A 17,558-nucleotide genomic window follows, 5' to 3' on the forward strand; every position below is an offset into this window, starting at 1 on the left:
CCGATCTTTCTCGTTGTCACTTGGTGCTGCCCGCGGTGAGGCCGCTCACCAGATGCTTCTCGATGAGCGCGAAGAGGATCACCGCGGGCACGATCGCCATCAGCGCCGCGGCGAAGAGGTACTGGTAGTTGGTCTCGTACAGGCCGATGAACTGCTGGACGCCGACCGTCAGCGGCACGCGGCCGCCCGCCGGGTCGTTGAAGAGCGTCAGCGCGATGACGAACTCGTTCCACACCTGGATGAAGGTGAAGATCATCACGGTGACGAGGCCGGGCGCGGCCAGCGGGAGGATCATGCGCAGCATGATCCGGAACTTGCCGAGGCCGTCCATCATGGCGGCCTCGTCGATCTCCTCCGGGATCGCGCCGAAGTGGGCGTGCAGGATCCATACGGCGAAGGCGAGGTTGAAGGCCGAGTTGATGGCGATGATCACGAAGTAGCTGTTCACGCCGTCCACGAACACCGCCTGCCGGTACAGGCCGATGAGCAGCGCGACGGCGGGGAACATCTGCGTCACGAGGATCACGCTGAGGAACGCCGTACGTCCCCGGAACCGGAAGCGGGCCAGGACGTAGGCGGCGGGCGCGGCGACCACCAGCACCAGGGCCGTGGAGGCCAGCGCGACGGTCAGGCTGACCCGGAAGTAGTCGGCCAGCGGGATGCGCCGCCACACGTCGGCGTAGTTGGACCACGCCCAGCTCTTGGGCAGGTAGTCCGCCGGGACGGCGAACAGCTCGGCGTCGGTCTTGAGCGAGCCGAACAACATCGCGGCGTACGGGGCGAGGAAGAACAACGCCACCGCGAACCCGATGATCGGGAGCACGACGGGACGGACCCGCGCCCACCCGCGCCCCGCCCGCACCAGCACCGGCCTGCTCCGTCCGGCGGGGGCCGGGACACGCGGCGCGACAGTGGGAGGCTCCTCGACAGAGGACTCCCCACCAGCGGACTCCTCCTTGGCAGGTTCCGCCGCCGGGTTGCGATAGGGACGCAGGACCAGCACGAAGGCCAGGATGAGCAGCAGCAGGAAGGCCACGTTGAGCACGCCGAGCGCCGCCGCCTCGCCCGAGTCGAGCTGCGCCGTGAACGCGATCTTGTACAGCCACGTCACGGTCGTGTCGGCGTGGTTCCCCGCCGTCTTCCCCATGATCACCCAGATCACGGTGAACGCGTTGAAGACGTGCAACATGTTGAGCACGAGCGCGATCATGAGCGAGGGCCGCAGGATCGGCAGCGTCACCCGCCGCCAGGTCGCCCACGCGCTCGCGCCGTCCATCCGCGCGGCCTCCAGCACGTCGTGCGGCACCGTCTGCAACCCGGACAGCAGCACGTACGTGGTGAACGGCATCGAGGTGATGATCCCGACCGCCATGATCGCGTACAGGGCGGTGGCCGGGTCCTTGTACCAGTCGACGGGCGCGGAGATGATCGACAGATCCATCAGCAGCCGGTTGAGCAGCCCGTTGCCGCCCTCGTAGATGAAGCGCCACACGGTCGCGGTCATCACCAGCGAGGTCGCCCACGGCACCACCAGCGCGAGCCGGACGAACTTGCGGCCGAAGAACGGCTTGGACAGGAACTGCGCCAGCGCCAGCGAGAGCAACATGGTCAGCCCGACGACGATCACCAGCCACAGCAGGGTGTTGCCGACCACCGGGCCGAGCGCGTCCTCCTTCAGCAGCCTGGCGTAGTTGTCCAGCCCGGCCATGCCCCTGACCTGCCCGATCCTGCTGATGTCGAGGAAGGACATCCAGACCATGTACAGGGCCGGGAAGCCGACGACACCGGCGATGAGCAGCGTGCTCGGCGTCAGCCAGCGCCAGGGGACGGTGCGCTCCCACAGGTCGGCGATCCGGCCTGCCGCGAGCATCTTCATGGCGCGTTCCTGAGGTTGGCGGTCCAGGAGTCGAGCGTCGCCTGCCACTCGTCGCGCTCGGCCGGCATGCCGGGCACGCCGGGGCGTCGTTGCCAGGGCAGCGGGCCGGACTCGCGCCGGTACTCCACGCCGATCGCGTCCAGGCGCTCAAGGTGCGCGGCCAGGCGGCGGCGGAAGTCGTCCAGGTCCCGTTCGGGTCCCGACCATACGGTCTCCGCGAACGCCGCCAGCCGGGGGAAGGCCATGTAGTCGACGTGCCGGGTGGAGTCGATCAGCTCCGTCCAGACCCCGCACTGGGCTCCCATGACGCGTTCCGCGGCCGGGTCGCCGCGCAGCTCCGGCGGGACGGGTTCGAAGGCATAAACGTCCTCGACGGTCAGCACGGTCCTGAACGGCATCGGCTCGTCGTCGCGTTCGCTCTGCCGGTAGTCCAGGTAGACGGCGGTGTTGGAGCAGTTGATGACGTCGTGCCCGGCGCGGGCGGCGGCCACCGCGCCCAGGTCGGCCCGCCAGGAGGCCACCACCGCGCCGGGGGCGAGCCCGCCCTCCAGGATCTCGTCCCAGCCGACCAGGCGCCGCCCGCGTTCGGTCAGGTAGTCGTCGAACTGGCGGATGAACCAGCTCTGCAGCTCCTCCTCGTCGCGCAGGCCCAGCTCGGCGATGCGGCGGCGGGCCGCCGGGCTGTCGCGCCACTGCTCCTTGGGGCACTCGTCGCCGCCGACGCAGACGTACGGGCCGGGGAACAGGTCGAGCACCTCGTCGAAGACGTTCTTGAAGAACGTGATCGTGGAGTCCTCGACGTTGAGCACGTTGTGGCCGACGCCCCAGGTCGTGCCCACGCCGATCGGGGTGTCGAGGTTGCCCAGCTCGGGATAGGCGGCGATGGCCGACTGGGTGTGGCCGGGCAGGTCGATCTCGGGCACGACCGAGATGTGGCGGCGTGCGGCGTAGGCGACGATCTCGCGGAGGTCGTCCTGGGTGTAGAAGCCGCCGTGCGGCCGGCCGTCCATCTCCCCCAGCCAGCCGACCTGGCTCTCCTCGCGCCAGGAGCCGATCTCGGTGAGGCGCGGGTATCGCTTGATCTCGACGCGCCAGCCCTGGTCGTCGGTCAGGTGCAGGTGCAGGACGTTCAGCTTGTGCAGGGCCATCAGGTCGATGAAGCGCAACACGTCCGCCTTGGTCATGAAGTGCCGGGCCACGTCGAGGATCGCGCCGCGCCAGGCGAAGCGCGGGCGGTCCTCCACGTGGACGGCCGGCAGCTCCAGGGGCCCGCCGGCGTCCGCCCGGCGGAAGGCGGCGGGCGGCAGGAGCTGGCGCAGCGTCTGCGCACCGTAGAACGCGCCGGCCGCCGATCCGGCGTCGAGCGCGACCCCGTCGGGCGCGACGGTCAGCCGGTAGGCGTCGGGGGGCAGGTCGTCGAGGCCGAGCCTGATCATCGCCGCTCCGGGGTCGCCGGGCAGCAGTTCGCCGCCGGTGACCGCGCTGAGCTCGCCGCGCAGCCAGGCGGCCTCCTCGCCGAGCGCGGGATCGGCGGTGAGCGCGGTGTCGCGGTCGATGACGAAGCGGCCCGGTCTGGCCTCGTGGTGCAGGGGCTTGGGGACGATCATTAGGCGGCCTCTCGGAACTGATGAAGGAGACTCTTCGCCTCGGGCGCGTTCCCGGGCGTGACCGACGGTGCCCGACGGCGGGAGGTCCGCGCCGAACTGCGCCCGACCTCTTTTACGAAGGAGCACTTCATTAGTAGCACCGGCCTGACGGGAGGGTCAATGCTCATTTATGCTCGTATCAGCCCTCGTCGATCACCCTTGGAGCTCCGGGCGGGCATAATGAGTTCCGTACTTATCGAGGAAACCTGCGTTAGGACGGGACGATGGCCCCCACACTCCGCGGCGGCGGGCTGTCACGGCTCAGGCAGCTCAACGTCCTGACCGCGATCGCGGCACTGCGCGCCGCCGGACCCCTGACACTGTCGGCCCTGGCCGAACGGACCGGATTGTCGCGCCCCTCGACGAAGGAGGTCGTGGACGAGCTGATGAGGCTCGGCTGGGTGGAGGAGACCCCGCCCGCGCAGGGCACGCTCGGCCGACCGGCCCGCCGCTACCGGTTCCGCGCCGGGAGCGGCCACCTGGTGGGGCTCGACATCGGAGGTCACAACATCCGGGCCGCCCTGGCGGACCTGAACGGCGTGATCATCTCCGAGACCCGCCGGCCCGTGGAGCCGGACACCCCTCTCGACGAACGGCTGGCCGCGATCGAACACGCGGTCGCGGGCTGCCTGGCGCTGGGCGGCAAGACCATCGACGACGTCTGGATCCTCGCCGCGGGCACGATCGGCGTGATCACCCCCGAAGGCCGCATCCTGTACTGCGCCGCCGTTCCCGCCTGGACCGGGTTCGACCTGGCCGGTCACCTGCGCCGGCTGTTCCCCTGCGAGGTGCTCGTCGAGAACGACAGCCGCCTGGCCGCCAGGGCCGAGGCGGTCCGCGGGGCCGCACGCGACGTCGCCGACGCGGTCTACCTGCACGTCGGCCGCCGGATGGGCACGGCTGTCATCATCGACGGCAAGGTGCACCGCGGGTTCGGCGCGGCGTCCGGCGAGATCGCCATGTTGCCGCAGGCGCGGTTGTTCGACGCCTCCGAGCACCTGCAGAGCTGCGCGATCATCCCCGAGGGCACCCCGCCCGCGGACGCCGCCGGTTACACCCTGGCCGCCGCCCGCGCGGGCGACCCGGTGGCGCTCGCCGCGGTCGAACGGTACGCCGGCGACCTGGCCGTCGGCACCAGCGCGATGGTGTTGCTGCTCGACCCGCAGGTCGTCGTGCTGGGCGGCGGGTTCTCCCGGTCGGCCGACGTACTGCTGCCGCCGCTGCGCGCCCGCCTGGAACGCGTCTGCATGCGCCTGCCCGACCTGCGTGCCTCGACGCTGGGCGACGAGTGCGTGGTGACCGGCGCCATCGACTACGCCGTTGCCCACCTCGACGACCAGCACTTCACCCCGGACGCCCCCCTCCCCACGCCCCGCTGACCCGCGCGCCGGAAGGCAGGCGGTGGCAGGCGGTGGCAGGCGGCGCGTACGGTTCCGGCGCGGTGCCGGGCCGGGCCCCCAGGGGGCCCCGGCCCCTGCGACGGCGTGCCGTCAGCAGCTGGTGCTGTCGGTGCCGTCGTGGTCGACCAGGACGTCGTTGCCGTTCTGGCCGTCCAGGCCATCGTTGCCGGGGCCGCCGTCGATCAGCCGAGGCCGTTGGCGACGGTGGCGTCCACGCTCGCGGTGGCGGTCCGATCCTGCGACCTGAGGGAGGACCCATCTCCGGCCAAAGGGAGGACGCCCCTCCGGGGCCGCATCGCCGAGCTGTGGGCCGCGGCCCCCACGGTGATCCAGTCGGGCGGGGCCTCAGCAGCCGGCCTCGCAGCCACGGCGGAACGTCCGCGCGGTCGGTGTGCTGATGGAGGACGGGTTATTCCGTCAGTGCGCCGAATACGTAGGAGCCGGGGGCGTTCGGGTCGTCGCCGGCCCAGAACTCGGTCCAGTGGGTGCGGAACTCGTCGCGGGTGAGGTGGCCGTCGCCGTCCAGGTCGAGGCGCGGGAAGATCTCATCGGTCGCCGAGGGTGTCCCGTTCCACGTCTCGATGAGGGCGCCGTACTCCGAACGGGAGATGCGGCCGTCGCCGTTGAGGTCGATGGCCTCGAACATCGCGTCGGCGGTGCCGGAGACCGCGTCGGCCATGTCACCGAGCCCTTCCACGACGCGAAGCACCTCGTCGAGGGAGACGCCCTCGTCACCACCGGGGACGGAGGCGGCCCGGAGCACCGGCCACCAACCGGTCATGACGGAGGCCAGCCGCTCCGGGTCGACAGACCCCGCGACGGCCGTCCAGCGCTGGGCGAGCGCCTGGAAGTCGGCCTGGGTCAGCCGGCCGTCGCCGTCCACGTCCATCGCCCGGAAGACTCCGCCGACCTTTCTCCGCTGGAACTCACTGGCCACATTCGCCTCCATTTTTCGGGAGACTCAATGCTGTCGAGAGATCACTAAACGTGACCATAGCCATTTGAGTGACGAACTTGTCACGCAGTGTGGAAGGCTCACATCCGGGAGCGCAGTACGTCGACCTCGCAGCCCGGCGCGAACGGGTCGAAGCCGTGCTCGACCAGCCAGCGGACCGCCACCAGGCTTCGCAACGACCACCACGCGCGGATCACGTCGAGGTCGACGTCGGTGCCGTAGCCGGCCAGGACGTCGCCAAGCCGCTCCTCATGTCCGAGCGTCAGGATGGCCAGGTCGAACATGGCATCGCCCCGGCTCGCCTCGGACCAGTCGATCACGCCGGTGACCTGGTCACCGTCGACGAACACGTGGGTGATCTGCAGGTCGCCGTGCGTGAACACCGGTGTCCACGGCCGGAGTGCGGCCTCGGCGACCTTGCGGTTGCGGTTGACCAGGTCGGCGGGGAGGACGTCGTTCGCGAGGAGCCGTTCGCATTCGCCGTCGAGGCGCGAGGCGATCTCGTCGAGGCTCGGGCCGGGCCAGGGCGGCAGGGGCGCGTCGTGCAACGTCCGTACGGCGGCGCCCGCGGCGGCCCAGGCCGCCGGTGACGCGGTGGACGGTTCGCCGAGGCGGCCGAGTGCCGTCCCGGGGACGGCGGCGAGCGCGAGCACGGGCGGCCTACGCCACAGGACCTCCGGAGTCGGGATCGGCGCCATGGCCATCGCCTCGACCTCGACGTCGGTACGTGTCTGATCGGCGTCGACCTTCAGGAACACGTCCCCGACCCGCAGCGTCGCACGCTCGTTGTGGGCGACGACGACCTCGACCTCCTCCATGCCGGCCATTGTCTCGGGGCGATCATCGATGTCGCCACAGGTTTATCGCGCGGGAGGGCACGCCTGACCACGTGCGATCGTCCGGCGGCCTCGTGCACGGCGCTGGCGGGGTGGTGTCCGGGCGATCACCCGCGCCCGGTCGGCTCGTGAAGAAGGGACGCGCGTCCCGCCAATAGGGAATGTGATCTTCAGAACGACAGCGATCTCGCTGACCATCATGCTCCTCGGAGCCACCCAGCCCAGTGCGGAGGCGCCGCCGCCGGGCGGCACCGCCCGTACCGTGACGTTGATCACGGGCGACCGGGTGACGGTCACGGCCGACGCCGTGCGCGTCTCGCCGGGCAAGGGCCGTAAGAACGTCGTCTTCAGTACGCGCAAGTTCGGCGACCGGCTGCGCGTCGTCCCCGGCGACGCCCTTCCCCTGCTGGCCGGCGGCCGGCTCGACCCGCGCCTGTTCGACGTGACGACCCTGCTGGAGTACGGCCCCGGCGCCCTGCCCCTCATCGTCGCGGGCCCGGACGGCGCCCGGCGGCCCGGCCTGGCCGCCAAGGGCATGGCGGTGACCCTCGACCTGCCCGCCGTGAACGGCGCCGCCGTACGCTACGACGCCGCCGCCGGCTCCTGGGCGGATCTGAGGAACTCGTTGTCCGCCGGCACCGCCAAGGTCTGGCTGGACGGCCGGGCGACGCTCTCCCTGGACGCCAGCGTCAAGCAGATCGGCGCGCCCACCGCCTGGGCGAAGGGCTACACGGGGACCGGCGTGAAGGTCGCCGTCCTGGACACGGGCATCGACGACACCCATCCCGACCTGGCCGGCAAGGTCGTGGCCCGCCGGAACTTCGCCGGTACCGACACAGACGCGGACGTCATCGGGCACGGCACCCACGTGGCCTCGACCATCGCCGGGACCGGCGAGCGCTACCGCGGCGTCGCGCCGGGCGCCACGCTCCTGGACGCCAAGGTGTGCGCCGAGCGCTGGTGCGCCGACTCGGCGATCCTGGCAGGCATGCAGTGGGCCGCCGAGCAGGGCGCGAAGGTGGCGAACCTCAGCCTCGGCTCGCCGGACTCCCCCGGCCTGGACCCCGTGGAGGAGGCCGTCCAGACGCTGACCGAGCGGTACGGCATCCTCTTCGTCGTGGCCGCCGGCAACACCGGCAAGCCCGGCAGCGTCTCCTCGCCCTCCACCGCGGACGCGGCCCTGTCGGTCGGCGCGGTGGACCGGTCGGACCGGGCGGCCCTCTTCTCCAGCGCCGGTCCCCGTCCGGGCGACTCGGCGCTGAAGCCCGACCTCACCGCGCCGGGTGTCGCCATCACGGCGGCGCGCGGCAAGGACTCCCCCGGCGACGGCCCATACGTCGCGATGTCCGGCACCTCCATGGCCACCCCGCACGTGGCCGGGTCGGCCGCGATCCTGGCCGGGCTGCGCCCGGACTGGACGCCCGAGCAGCTCAAGGGCGCGTTGACGGCCACAGCCCGGCCGCAGCCGGACACCGGGATCTTCACCCAGGGCGCCGGCCGGGTCGACGTGGCCCGCGCGATCGGCCAGACGGTGACCACGACTCCGGCGTCCGTGAGCTTCGGCCGCGTCGCCTGGCCGCACGACGACGACGAGCCCGTCACCAGGAAGATCGCCTACCGCAACGACGGGCCCGAGCCGGTGACGTTGCGCCTGTCACCGCGGGGCGGCGCGTCCGTGTTCACGGTGACGCCCGGCACGCTGACCGTGCCCGCCGGCGGCCGGGCGGAGGCGACCGTCACCGCCGACACCCGCGGCGACGCGCCCGACGGGCCGCTCGGCGGGTACCTGGAGGCCACCGCCGAGGGCGGCAGGTCGGTGAGCACGCCGCTGGCCGTGGTCAAGGAGGTCGAGAGCTACGAGCTGACCCTCGACCGGACGGGCGCCGCGGAGGCGACGACCACCGTCTACCGGACCGACGTCGACAGGAAGGACCTGAACCCGGTCACCGTCCCGCCGGGCGGCAAGGTCACGCTGCGGCTGGCCAAGGGCACCTACGTCATCGACAGCCAGACCGTCGACGACCAGGGCTTCACCATGCTGGTCCACCCCGGCCTGCGCCTGGACCGGGACCGGTCCGTACGGCTGGACCCGGCCGAGGCGCGGCCGGTGTCCATCGCGGTGCCGGACCCGGCGGCCAGGCACCTGCTGACCGACGTGATCTACAGCGGCCGTACGCTCGACGGCGCCCCCTACTACATGAGCGTGGCGGCCACGTTGTTCGACGCCACGCCGCGCATCCGTACCGCGCAGGTCGGGTCCGGCCGGTACGACCTGCTGACCACGGTCGCGGGGAACTGGGCGGTACCAGGGCCGGGCGGTGACCTGACGGGCAGCGCCGAGGCGTACCGACTGGCATGGTTCGTCCGGGGACAGGTGCCCACAGGCTTCAGCCGCCGGGTCGGGCGCGAGGACCTGGCCACGGTCCGCAGGGACTACGGCGCGCCGATGCCCGACACGTACGCGGAGGTCGCGAGCGGCGCATGGCCCGCGGACCGGCCGTACTTCAACATCGTGTTCTCGACCGACTTCCGGCCGCCGTTCAAGCACACGGAGTACGTCAACACCGACGGCGGGATCCGCTGGAAGAACGGCTATATAGAGATGGGGCCGACCTGGGGAGGCTTCCTGGACTCGGCCGCCACCAGGTACGAGGCCGGACGCGCGTACGACGAGATCTGGAACCGCGGCGTCTTCGGCCCCGCGCCGATCGACGGAGAGGGCACGCCACTGATCTCCCGCGAGGGTGACGTGATCTCCGCGTTCCCGTTGCTCTACGCCGACGGGGCCGGGCATCCGGGGTTGTCGGAGGTGTCCAGGGCGCGGATCGCCCTCTACCGCGACGGCGAGCTCGTGGCGGAGGAGCCGTACATGGGGGCCAAGTTCGGGGTGCCCGCCGGGGAGGCGGCGTACCGGCTGGAGGTGGAGGCCGAGCGCGCTTCGCGGCCGATCTCCACGCGTACGGCGCTCACCTGGACGTTCCGCTCGGCCGGTGGCCGGGACGGGGCGCTGCCGCTGCCGGTCGTCGCCTTCTCGCCCGCGCTGGACCCGGCCGGGACCGCGCCCGCCGGGCGGGCGTTCGCGGTGCCGGTGGCGGTGCGCGGACCGGCGGGGACGGTACGGAAGCCGTCCGTGGACGTCTCCTACGACGACGGCCGCACCTGGCAGCCGGCGCCGGTCACCGGCGGCGCCGCACGGCTGCGCCACCCGGCCGCGCCGGGCTTCGTGTCCCTGCGCGCCCGCGCCACCGGCGGCGGCGGCACCGTGGAGCAGACCGTCAGCCGCGCCTACCGGATCGCCTGACAGCGGGCGGCGAGCCGCTCAGCGCGCGCAGAGCTCGGGGACGAGCACACCGGGTATCCCGCTTGATCATTACGGCGGTGCGGCTTCCCGTTAAGCTCTGCGCGCATGCGATTAAGGATGATCTGCATGCTGCTGCTGGTCTACGCCGTCTCGGCGGCGCCCTTGTTCCTGCCCGGCGAGCTGCGGGTGATCGTCCAGCCGGCCACGGACGACGCGGCCGAGGTCTACTACGAGCCCGTCTCGCCCGTGCTGCTCAGGTCGTACGAGGACATCGAGTCCTTCAACCAGGCGCAGTTGCTCGCCGAGCAGCGGGCCGAGGCCAATCCGTACGACCTCGCTCCCCCGTACATCGCCCACGGCGGGCGATACCGGCTCGTCGCCCCCTACGTCACGGCGCGAGGGCGCGCGCTGGCCGCTCCGGTGCTCTCGGGGACGTATTGGTCCGAGGGACAGCAGGTCAGGTACGACATCGTCCCGGAGGTACGGCGGGTCACGAACAGCCAGGCCGCGCTGAAGCAGCTGTTCGAGGACAGGCTCGGCCTGCGTGAGGAGCCCAGCGCCCTCGGGGCGGGGATCGACGCGGAGACGAACCGGATCGTCCTTGAGACGAACAGCTTCGACCAGGCTCTGCGCCGCAGGCTGGCCGAGCGGTACGGCGGGCTCGTGGCGGTGAGGTGGGATCCGTTCCAGGAGCCGATGGTGCTCCGGTGAACCGGGATCCGCGTCATGCGCGGGCCTGCCCACGTTCGTGGAGAAACCACTGGCCACGACCGTGGAGGACGCCGACCGCCGCGACACCACCGGCCTGCTGCTGCAGAAGGGCGCCCACGACCTCGACGTCATCCACTGGCTGGCCGGGTCGCGTACCGGGCTGGTGACGGCCATGGGCGCCCTGGGCGTCTACGGCCGCGTGGAGGACCGTTCGCCCGGCCTGGACGAGCGGTTCGATCCCGAGCGCAACTGGCCGCCGCTCGGCCAGCGCGGCCTCAACCCGGTCATCGACGTGGAGGACCTGTCGATGGTCCTGATGCGCCTGGACAACGGGGTGCAGGCCAGTTACCAGCAGTGCCACTACACGCCCGACTACTGGCGCAACTACACGGTGATCGGCACCGAGGGCAGGCTGGAGAACTTCGGCGACCACCGGGGCAGCAGCGTCGTACGGGTGTGAAACAAGGGCCGGCGCGACTACGACGCCGACGGGGACCTGGTGGTCGCCGTACCGGAGGCTGAGGGCGGGCACGGCGGGGCCGACCGGGCGCTGATGACGGAGTTCCTCCGCTTCGCCAGGGAGGGCGGGGCCACCGACACCTCACCGGTGGCCGCCCGGGACGCGGTGGCGGCGGCGTACCACGCGACCATGTCACTCCGCTCGGGGTCGGTGCCGGGCGCGGTGCCGCCGGTCTCACCCGAGATTTCGGCCTATTTCACGATTTAGGACAGCCGTTTCGCGTAGGGCGGCGTCGGGCGGGTACCGGGCCAATGATTATGATCAAGATCGCGACGGAAATGATCTACTGTTCCGCCGTGATAGCCGCCCCACCCCCGAAGGGATGCTGATGCCCAAGCTCACCCGCGCCGCCGCGACCACGTTCGCGGCGATCGCCCTGGCCGCCACCTGCTCCGCAGTGACGGCGCCCGCCAGCTCCGCGACCACCTCGGTCGCGGCCTCCACCTGGATCAAGTACGGCGACTACTCCAGCGAGGCGAAGTGCGTCGCCAAGGGCAAGCAGCTCAAGGCCAGCGGCGCGTACCTGTCGTACTTCTGCGAGTACACCGGCTTCTTCACGCTGATGGTCCTGACCAGGTAGTCGCCTGACCACCCGCGGCCCGGAGGTCATCCCCTCCGGGCCGGCGGGCTCACGGCGTCCGGCCGGTGGACCCGTCGAAGATCATGGTGTGCCCGAGCGGCCAGCCGGGGTCGCCGGTGCGGACGAAGCGTACCCAGGCGGCGTGCATGGCGTCGGCCAGGGCCTGGGGCGCGTCCGGTCCCGCGGTGCGTTCGACGCCGGGCGCGTCGAGCACGTCGAAGACGAAGGGCAGGTCGAGGTTGTGCACCGCGCCCACCCGTCCGCCGCCGACCGGGCTCTCGACCGGCGACTCCCACCGGAACTCGTAGCCGTGTGCGGGCCTGGCCTCGCGGATCCAGCAGGTCTCGCGGGTGAACAGGTGCTGGGTGAAGGCACGTCCAACGCGCTCGGCGGGCGTGAGCCCGGGTTCGTCGACCGTGACGCCGAGGTGGTCGAGCGCGGCCCGCGCGGCGGCCTCGTCGAGCCCTTCGGCCAGGCGGCGGACGAACACGTCGGCCTCCTGCGAGGTGCAGCCGACCAGCAGCGGGACGTGCCGGCTCGCGCCCGCGCGCAGGGCGGCCAGCGGCACGGCCGGGATCAGGTCGCCGTCGACGACCGGCTTGACCGGCACCGACTCGTTCAGCCCGCCGGAGTCGCCGGTCAGCGGCGGCGGCTGTTCGGCGACGAGCGCCTCGGGGGACAGCGCGGCGAAGGCCGACCTGGTCGGGGCGATCCCCAGCCGGGCGGCGAGCGTCCTGGCGTAGTCGCGGGCCTCCTGCTCGGTGGCGACCAGGGTGGCCGAGCCGCTCATCACGATCGCCCGCCGGAACAGCCCTTCGGCGCGCGGCATCGTCAGCAGGGTGGCGACGGCGGCGGCGCCCGCCGACTGCCCGGCGATCGTCACGTCGCCGGGGTCGCCGCCGAAGGCCGCGATGTTGTCGCGTACCCATTCCAGGGCGGCCAGCCAGTCCAGGACACCCCGGTTGAGCGGGGCGTCCTCCAGGGCCAGGAAGCCCTCGAAGCCGAGCCGGTAGTTGACGGCCACGCAGACCACGCCGTCGCGGGCGAAGCGGGCGCCCTGGTGCCAGGCGGCCCCGTTGCCGCCGATGGAGAACGCGCCGCCGTGGATCCAGACCAGGACGGGCAGGTTCGCCCGGTCGGTCCGGGGGGTGCGTACGTCGAGGTTGAGGCAGTCCTCGCCGGTCTCGAAGACGTCGGGCGCGTACAGGCCGACGTCCTCACCGGCCGCCTGCGGGGCGGCGGGGCCCCGCGTGACGGCCGGCCGTACGCCGTCCCACGCGGGCGGGGGTACGGGCGCGCCGAAGCGGTGCTCGCCGAAGGGCGGGGCGGCGTACGGCACACCGAGGAAGGCCGGCACGCCCTCCTCGGCCCTGCCCTCGACCAGCCCCGACGTGGTACGCACGATCACCGGCGACGCCATCCGGCCGTCCCTTCGACGATTCTGACCGCCGCCCGGGTGAGCGGCTCAAGACGGGCCTCGTCCACCTTGTCCAGGGTGTCGGCCGAGTCGAACAGGTACATGGGAGCCGACAGGAAGTGCACGAGCGGCACCCCCTCGGGGTGGAAGAAGGCCCCGTCGGTGGGCGGCATCGGGGAGAACACGTCCGGCGGCAACACGAACGAGCGCCGCAGGTCCTCCGCGACGACGGCCGCCGCCACCAGGCTCTCCAGCTCCGGTTTCCTGGTGGTGAACCACCAGCCGGGTTCGGGGTCGCCGGTGGGCACCAGCTCGCCGTCCACGACCACGCACCGCCGGGCGGCGTGCTCCAGGTGGAGCTGGAGCACGACGTCGTCCAGCAGGGCGCGGTTCTCCTCGATGAAGGCCCGGGTGCCCGCGGCGTGCGCCATATGGCCCGCGGTCAGCAGGAAGATCAGATTGTGCGGCCGGTCCCGTTCCGGCACGCCCGCCCAGTACCGGGCGGCGGCCAGCACCAGCGCGATTCCCGAGGCGTCCTCGACGGCCGAGGCCCAGGGCGCGTCGTGGTGCGAGCCGATGATGACCCACTGGTCGGAGCGGCCGGGGAGCGTGCCGATCACGTTGTGCGACAGGCCCGGGCCCGTCTCCGACTCGACGGTGAGCGTGCCCGTGCAGGGGCCCTCGTCGACCAGGTCGAGCACCCGCCGCGAGTCGGCGCCCGACAACCAGACGGCCGGGAGGTCCCGGTGCACGGCGTCGTAGGGCACGTAGTAGTCGCGGGTCTCCCACGGCACGCCGGTCAGCGCCCCCGCGAAGGCGGCGGCGCCCGCGTCCATGACGCCCTGGATGACGTCGAGGTAGTCGAGCTGGAACGGCAGCGTCTGGACCAGTTCGCCGAAGACGCCCTCGGGGTCGTGCACGGCCGTCGCCAGGTCCCTGACGTAGGACTGCGGCAGCTCGGTGAAGGCGTACTCGGGCACGACGATCGCGCCCGGCACGACCTCGCGGCTGACCGGCGCGGTCACGGTCGCCTTCGGCGTGGTGTACGGCAGCGCGGACGCCGCCACCCGTACGACTCTGGACGGGTCGGCGTCCAGCCGCACCACCAGGGTCGCCGTGACCGGCCGCCAGACGGGCAGCTCGACCGGCGCCAGCCGTACGTCGTGGAGCCCGAACTCGGTGAAGCGCCCGGCGGCCCACTCGGCGGTCCAGTCGTCGGCCGGGTAGCCGGGACGCCTGACGCCCCGCGAGGTGACCGTCTCGATCCACCCCATCATCCGCGCGGCGTCGGGGATCAGGTCCGGGATCATCGTTTCAGCCCTCCGAAGGTGAGCCCCGCCACGTAGTAGCGCTGCAGCGCCACCATGAGGACGAACGGCGGCACGGCGGTGACCAGTGCCGCGGTGGTGGTCAGGTGATAGGTGATGCCGACCTCACTCTGGAAGTTGGCCAGCCCCACCGGCAGCGGCCACAGCGACTGCTCGTTGGCCACGATCAGCGGCCACAGCAGGTTGTCCCACTGCGCCAGGAAGTGCACCAGGAACAGGGTGATGAGCGCGGGCTTGAGCAGCGGCGCGGCGATGCGGGCGAAGATGCGGAACTCCCCCGCGCCGTCGACCCGCGCGGCCAGCAGCAGCTCCTTCGGGATGCCGAGGGCGAACTGCCGCACCAGGAACACGCCGAACGCGCTGATCATGCCGGGCACCATCATGCCCTGGAAGGTGTTGACCCAGCCGAGTTCCTTCACGATGAGGAAGACGGGGATGACCAGGACCATCGGGGTGAGCGCGAGCGTGCCGATCACCAGCGCGAACAGGATCCGGCGGCCGGGGAAGGAGAGCTGGGCCATCGCGTACCCGGCGGCGGCCGAGAAGATCACGTCCAGCAGGCCGGTGCCGACGCACAGGACGAGGCTGTTGCGCAGGTACGTGGGCAGGTTGCCCTCGCCGGCCAGCCGCCCGATGTTCTCGGGCAGGTGGAAGCCGTTGAAGACCAGCCCGCGCAGGTCGGTGTCGTCCGGCGCCGAGGCCACGACGATCATTGAGTAGACCGGCAGCAGCATGCACCCGACGGCGGCGACCAGCCAGACGGTACGCAGAACCTTCATTCGTCGCCGCCCTTCAGGAACCCGAACTGCAGCGCCGAGACGATCACCATGGCGGCGAGCAGCACCATGCCCATCGCGGCGGCGTAGCCCATGTGCTCGTAGGGGAAGGCGTTGGCCCAGATGTAGTACGGCAGCACCTGGGTCGCGTCGGCGGGCCCGCCGCCGGTGAGCAGGAACGCGGGCACGAACGCCTGCATCGAGCCGGCCACCGAGATGACCAGGACGAACAGCAGGGTCCTGCGCAGCAGCGGGAGCGTGATCCGGGTGAACGTGGTCACCGCTCCCGAGCCGTCGATGGCGGCGGCCTCGTACACCTCGCCGGGCAGCGCCTGGAGCCCGGCGGTCAGGATGATCACGAACAGCCCCATGCTCTTCCAGACGACCATCACCACCAGGGCCCAGATGGCCAGGTCGGAGCTGGTCAGCCAGGACTGCGGCGGGATCCCGACCAGGCCGACGAGGGTGTTGGCCAGGCCCCGGTCGGAGTAGATGATCACCCAGACCATGGACGTGGCGGCCAGCGGCATCACGGCCGGGATCATGACCAGCGCCCTGAGCCAGCGGTTGATCCGTCCCGGCTTGCTCAGCGGCACGGCCACCAGCACGGCCAGCACGATCGTCGGGACGACCGTGCAGACCGTGTAGACGACGGTGATCCACGCCGAGTTGAGGAAGCCGGGGTCGGCGAACATGCGCTCGTAGTTGGCCAGGCCGATCCAGTTCGGCGTTCCCGCCATCTCGTAGTCGGTGAAGCTGAGATAGATGGCCGACAGGAACGGGACGAGCCAGAACACCACGAAGAACACGGCCACCGGAAGGGTCAGCGCCACGCCCGCCGTGGCCTGAGGCCGGGTCCTGACCGCGCCGAGCACCCCGCCGAGCCCCCCTCCGCGAACGCCGCCGCGAACCCCGTCGCGCCCGCCGTCGCGAACCTCGTCGAGCACGCTCACAGGACCGGTCGCACGGTGGCGTCGAAGGTCGCCGCGGCCTGGGCGGGGGTCGCCTTGCCGTGGGCGACGGAGTCGACGGCACTGGAGGCGGCCTTCGCCAGTTCGAGTGTGCCGGGCACGACCGGGCCGAAGTCGACGTGCGGCAGGCTGTCGGCGACGATCTGCATGATCTCGGACTTGCCGCGCGGTCCGGCCTCGCGCCAGCCCTTGGTCGGGATGATGATGCCGTTGTCGAGGTTGGCGGCCACCGACGGGGCGCCCTGAAGGTAGTTCACGAGGTGCCAGGCGGTGAACTGGTTGGGCGAGTCCTTGGCCACACCCCAGCCCCAGGTGTAGGCGGGAACGACGGACGGGCCGCCGGCCCAGGTGGGCATGGGCGCGACGCCGTACTGCTTGCCGAAGGTGAGCTGGTCCTTGCCCAGCTTCTCCAGCGCGGGGCCGAGGAAGGCGCCGCTGACGACCATGGCGGCCTGGCCGGAGTAGAACAGGCCGAGCGCGCCCAGCGGGTTGGACAGCTTGGGGTTGCCGAGCCCCGACATGTACGCCAGGGCGGCGAGGCCCTGCTCGGTGGCCAGCGACGCCTTGGTCCCGTCCGCCGTGACGAGTTCGCCGCCCTTGCCCCGGACGAGGGCGGTCAGCGTCATGAGGGCCCACTGCGGGTCGCCGTAGAGCCATTGGAGGCCGACCCGTCCGCGGTCCTTCGAGGTCAGCCTGGCGCTGTACTCGGCGACCTCCTCCCAGGTGGTCGGCGGCTTGTCGGGGTCGAGTCCGGCCTCCTTGAACCGGTCCTTGCGGTAGTAGAGCATGCAGGGGTTGAAGTCGATGGGCACGCCGTAGGGCACGTCCCGGTAGGTGAGCGGGGTGGTCGTGCCCGGCTCGTAGTTCTGCAGCGGGAGCGCCTTGGTGTCGACGGGCGCGAGCCGCTGCTTCTTGGCGTGCGCGGGGAAGCTCCAGTGGCCGATCTTGAAGACGTCGGGCGGGGCGCCGCCGCTGAAGGCGGTCAGCAGTTTGGCGTCGAGCTGGCCCACGGGCAGGTAGAGCAGCTTGACGTCGACCTTGAACTCGGCGATGTAGCGGTGCACGAGATCCTGGAACTGCTGGCCGGTGTCCTGCGAGCCGTGCAGCCAGACGGTGACCTCACCGTGCGGCCTGCCGTCCGCGGCCTGCTGCCGGGGCTGGTCCTTGCCGCATCCGGCGAGCAGGGTGAGCGCGCCGGCGGCGAGGAGCCCACGCCGCGTCAGATCCGCCATGGTGGTTCT

General features: G+C 71.6%; 15 protein-coding genes. 6 read left to right on the forward strand and 9 right to left on the reverse strand.

The features are described 5' to 3' along the window. Positions 1-16: 16 nt before the first annotated feature. Both DMB42_RS48945 and DMB42_RS48950 read right to left on the reverse strand, forming a co-directional pair. Positions 17-1,876 (reverse strand): ABC transporter permease subunit, encoded by a 1,860-nt coding sequence (locus DMB42_RS48945; RefSeq protein ID WP_125647899.1) that lies wholly within the window; start codon positions 1,874-1,876, stop codon positions 17-19. Then, positions 1,873-3,483 carry a beta-N-acetylhexosaminidase gene (locus DMB42_RS48950; RefSeq protein ID WP_125647902.1) on the reverse strand — a complete coding sequence of 537 codons (1,611 nt, stop codon included), beginning with the start codon at positions 3,481-3,483 and terminating at the stop codon, positions 1,873-1,875. The genes DMB42_RS48945 and DMB42_RS48950 overlap by 4 nt, the downstream gene beginning before the upstream one ends. A gap of 263 nt (positions 3,484-3,746) precedes the next feature. Here DMB42_RS48950 and DMB42_RS48955 point away from each other — a divergent pair, with 263 nt between their 5' ends. Next, positions 3,747-4,901: an ROK family transcriptional regulator gene (locus DMB42_RS48955; protein ID WP_125647905.1), complete on the forward strand. Its 1,155-nt coding sequence runs from the start codon at positions 3,747-3,749 to the stop codon at positions 4,899-4,901. Positions 4,902-5,331: 430 nt separating this feature from the next. Here the strand turns inward: DMB42_RS48955 and DMB42_RS48960 are convergent, their stop codons facing one another. Both DMB42_RS48960 and DMB42_RS48965 read right to left on the reverse strand, forming a co-directional pair. Beyond that, positions 5,332-5,859, reverse strand: a complete 528-nt coding sequence (locus tag DMB42_RS48960; RefSeq protein WP_185845270.1) for an EF-hand domain-containing protein — start codon at positions 5,857-5,859, stop codon at positions 5,332-5,334. Positions 5,860-5,957: 98 nt separating this feature from the next. Then, positions 5,958-6,695 carry a phosphotransferase family protein gene (locus DMB42_RS48965; protein ID WP_125647911.1) on the reverse strand — a complete coding sequence of 246 codons (738 nt, stop codon included), beginning with the start codon at positions 6,693-6,695 and terminating at the stop codon, positions 5,958-5,960. Positions 6,696-6,876: 181 nt separating this feature from the next. Here DMB42_RS48965 and DMB42_RS48970 point away from each other — a divergent pair, with 181 nt between their 5' ends. The 5 genes from DMB42_RS48970 to DMB42_RS48985 all read left to right on the forward strand — a co-directional run bounded on the left by DMB42_RS48970 (position 6,877) and on the right by DMB42_RS48985 (position 11,825). Then, positions 6,877-10,014 carry a S8 family serine peptidase gene (locus DMB42_RS48970; protein ID WP_221762707.1) on the forward strand — a complete coding sequence of 1,046 codons (3,138 nt, stop codon included), beginning with the start codon at positions 6,877-6,879 and terminating at the stop codon, positions 10,012-10,014. A gap of 126 nt (positions 10,015-10,140) precedes the next feature. Then, positions 10,141-10,725 carry a hypothetical protein gene (locus DMB42_RS48975; protein WP_125647914.1) on the forward strand — a complete coding sequence of 195 codons (585 nt, stop codon included), beginning with the start codon at positions 10,141-10,143 and terminating at the stop codon, positions 10,723-10,725. Positions 10,726-10,762: 37 nt separating this feature from the next. Next, entirely contained in the window at positions 10,763-11,185 is a 423-nt protein-coding gene (locus DMB42_RS55760; protein WP_260478387.1) for a Gfo/Idh/MocA family oxidoreductase, read from the forward strand. Positions 11,186-11,224: 39 nt separating this feature from the next. Then, positions 11,225-11,452 carry a hypothetical protein gene (locus DMB42_RS55765; protein WP_260478388.1) on the forward strand — a complete coding sequence of 76 codons (228 nt, stop codon included), beginning with the start codon at positions 11,225-11,227 and terminating at the stop codon, positions 11,450-11,452. Positions 11,453-11,573: 121 nt separating this feature from the next. Continuing rightward, on the forward strand, positions 11,574-11,825 hold the full coding sequence (locus tag DMB42_RS48985; protein ID WP_125647917.1) for a hypothetical protein: 252 nt from the start codon (positions 11,574-11,576) through the stop codon (positions 11,823-11,825). 49 nt (positions 11,826-11,874) lie between these two features. Here the strand turns inward: DMB42_RS48985 and DMB42_RS48990 are convergent, their stop codons facing one another. From DMB42_RS48990 to DMB42_RS49010, 5 genes are read right to left on the reverse strand one after another with little or no spacing between them, the layout of a single operon-like run. Continuing rightward, positions 11,875-13,245 (reverse strand): carboxylesterase/lipase family protein, encoded by a 1,371-nt coding sequence (locus DMB42_RS48990; protein ID WP_125647920.1) that lies wholly within the window; start codon positions 13,243-13,245, stop codon positions 11,875-11,877. Beyond that, a complete protein-coding gene (locus tag DMB42_RS48995) occupies positions 13,230-14,552 on the reverse strand; it encodes a M28 family metallopeptidase (protein ID WP_229824088.1) in 1,323 nt (440 codons plus the stop codon). The genes DMB42_RS48990 and DMB42_RS48995 overlap by 16 nt, the downstream gene beginning before the upstream one ends. Next, the gene (locus DMB42_RS49000) at positions 14,549-15,349 is read right to left on the reverse strand and encodes a carbohydrate ABC transporter permease (protein ID WP_125647923.1); all 801 of its coding nucleotides are present in this window, start codon (positions 15,347-15,349) and stop codon (positions 14,549-14,551) included. The genes DMB42_RS48995 and DMB42_RS49000 overlap by 4 nt, the downstream gene beginning before the upstream one ends. Further along, the gene (locus tag DMB42_RS49005; protein WP_125647926.1) at positions 15,346-16,293 is read right to left on the reverse strand and encodes a carbohydrate ABC transporter permease; all 948 of its coding nucleotides are present in this window, start codon (positions 16,291-16,293) and stop codon (positions 15,346-15,348) included. Before DMB42_RS49005 ends, DMB42_RS49000 begins: the two co-directional genes overlap by 4 nt. Before the next feature lie 2 nt (positions 16,294-16,295). Then, complete coding sequence (locus tag DMB42_RS49010) at positions 16,296-17,549, reverse strand: ABC transporter substrate-binding protein (RefSeq protein ID WP_125647929.1); 1,254 nt, start codon at positions 17,547-17,549, stop codon at positions 16,296-16,298. Between the last annotated feature and the right edge of the window lie 9 nt (positions 17,550-17,558).

Source organism: Nonomuraea sp. WAC 01424 (assembly GCF_003947315.1).
Classification (GTDB): domain Bacteria; phylum Actinomycetota; class Actinomycetes; order Streptosporangiales; family Streptosporangiaceae; genus Nonomuraea; species Nonomuraea spiralis.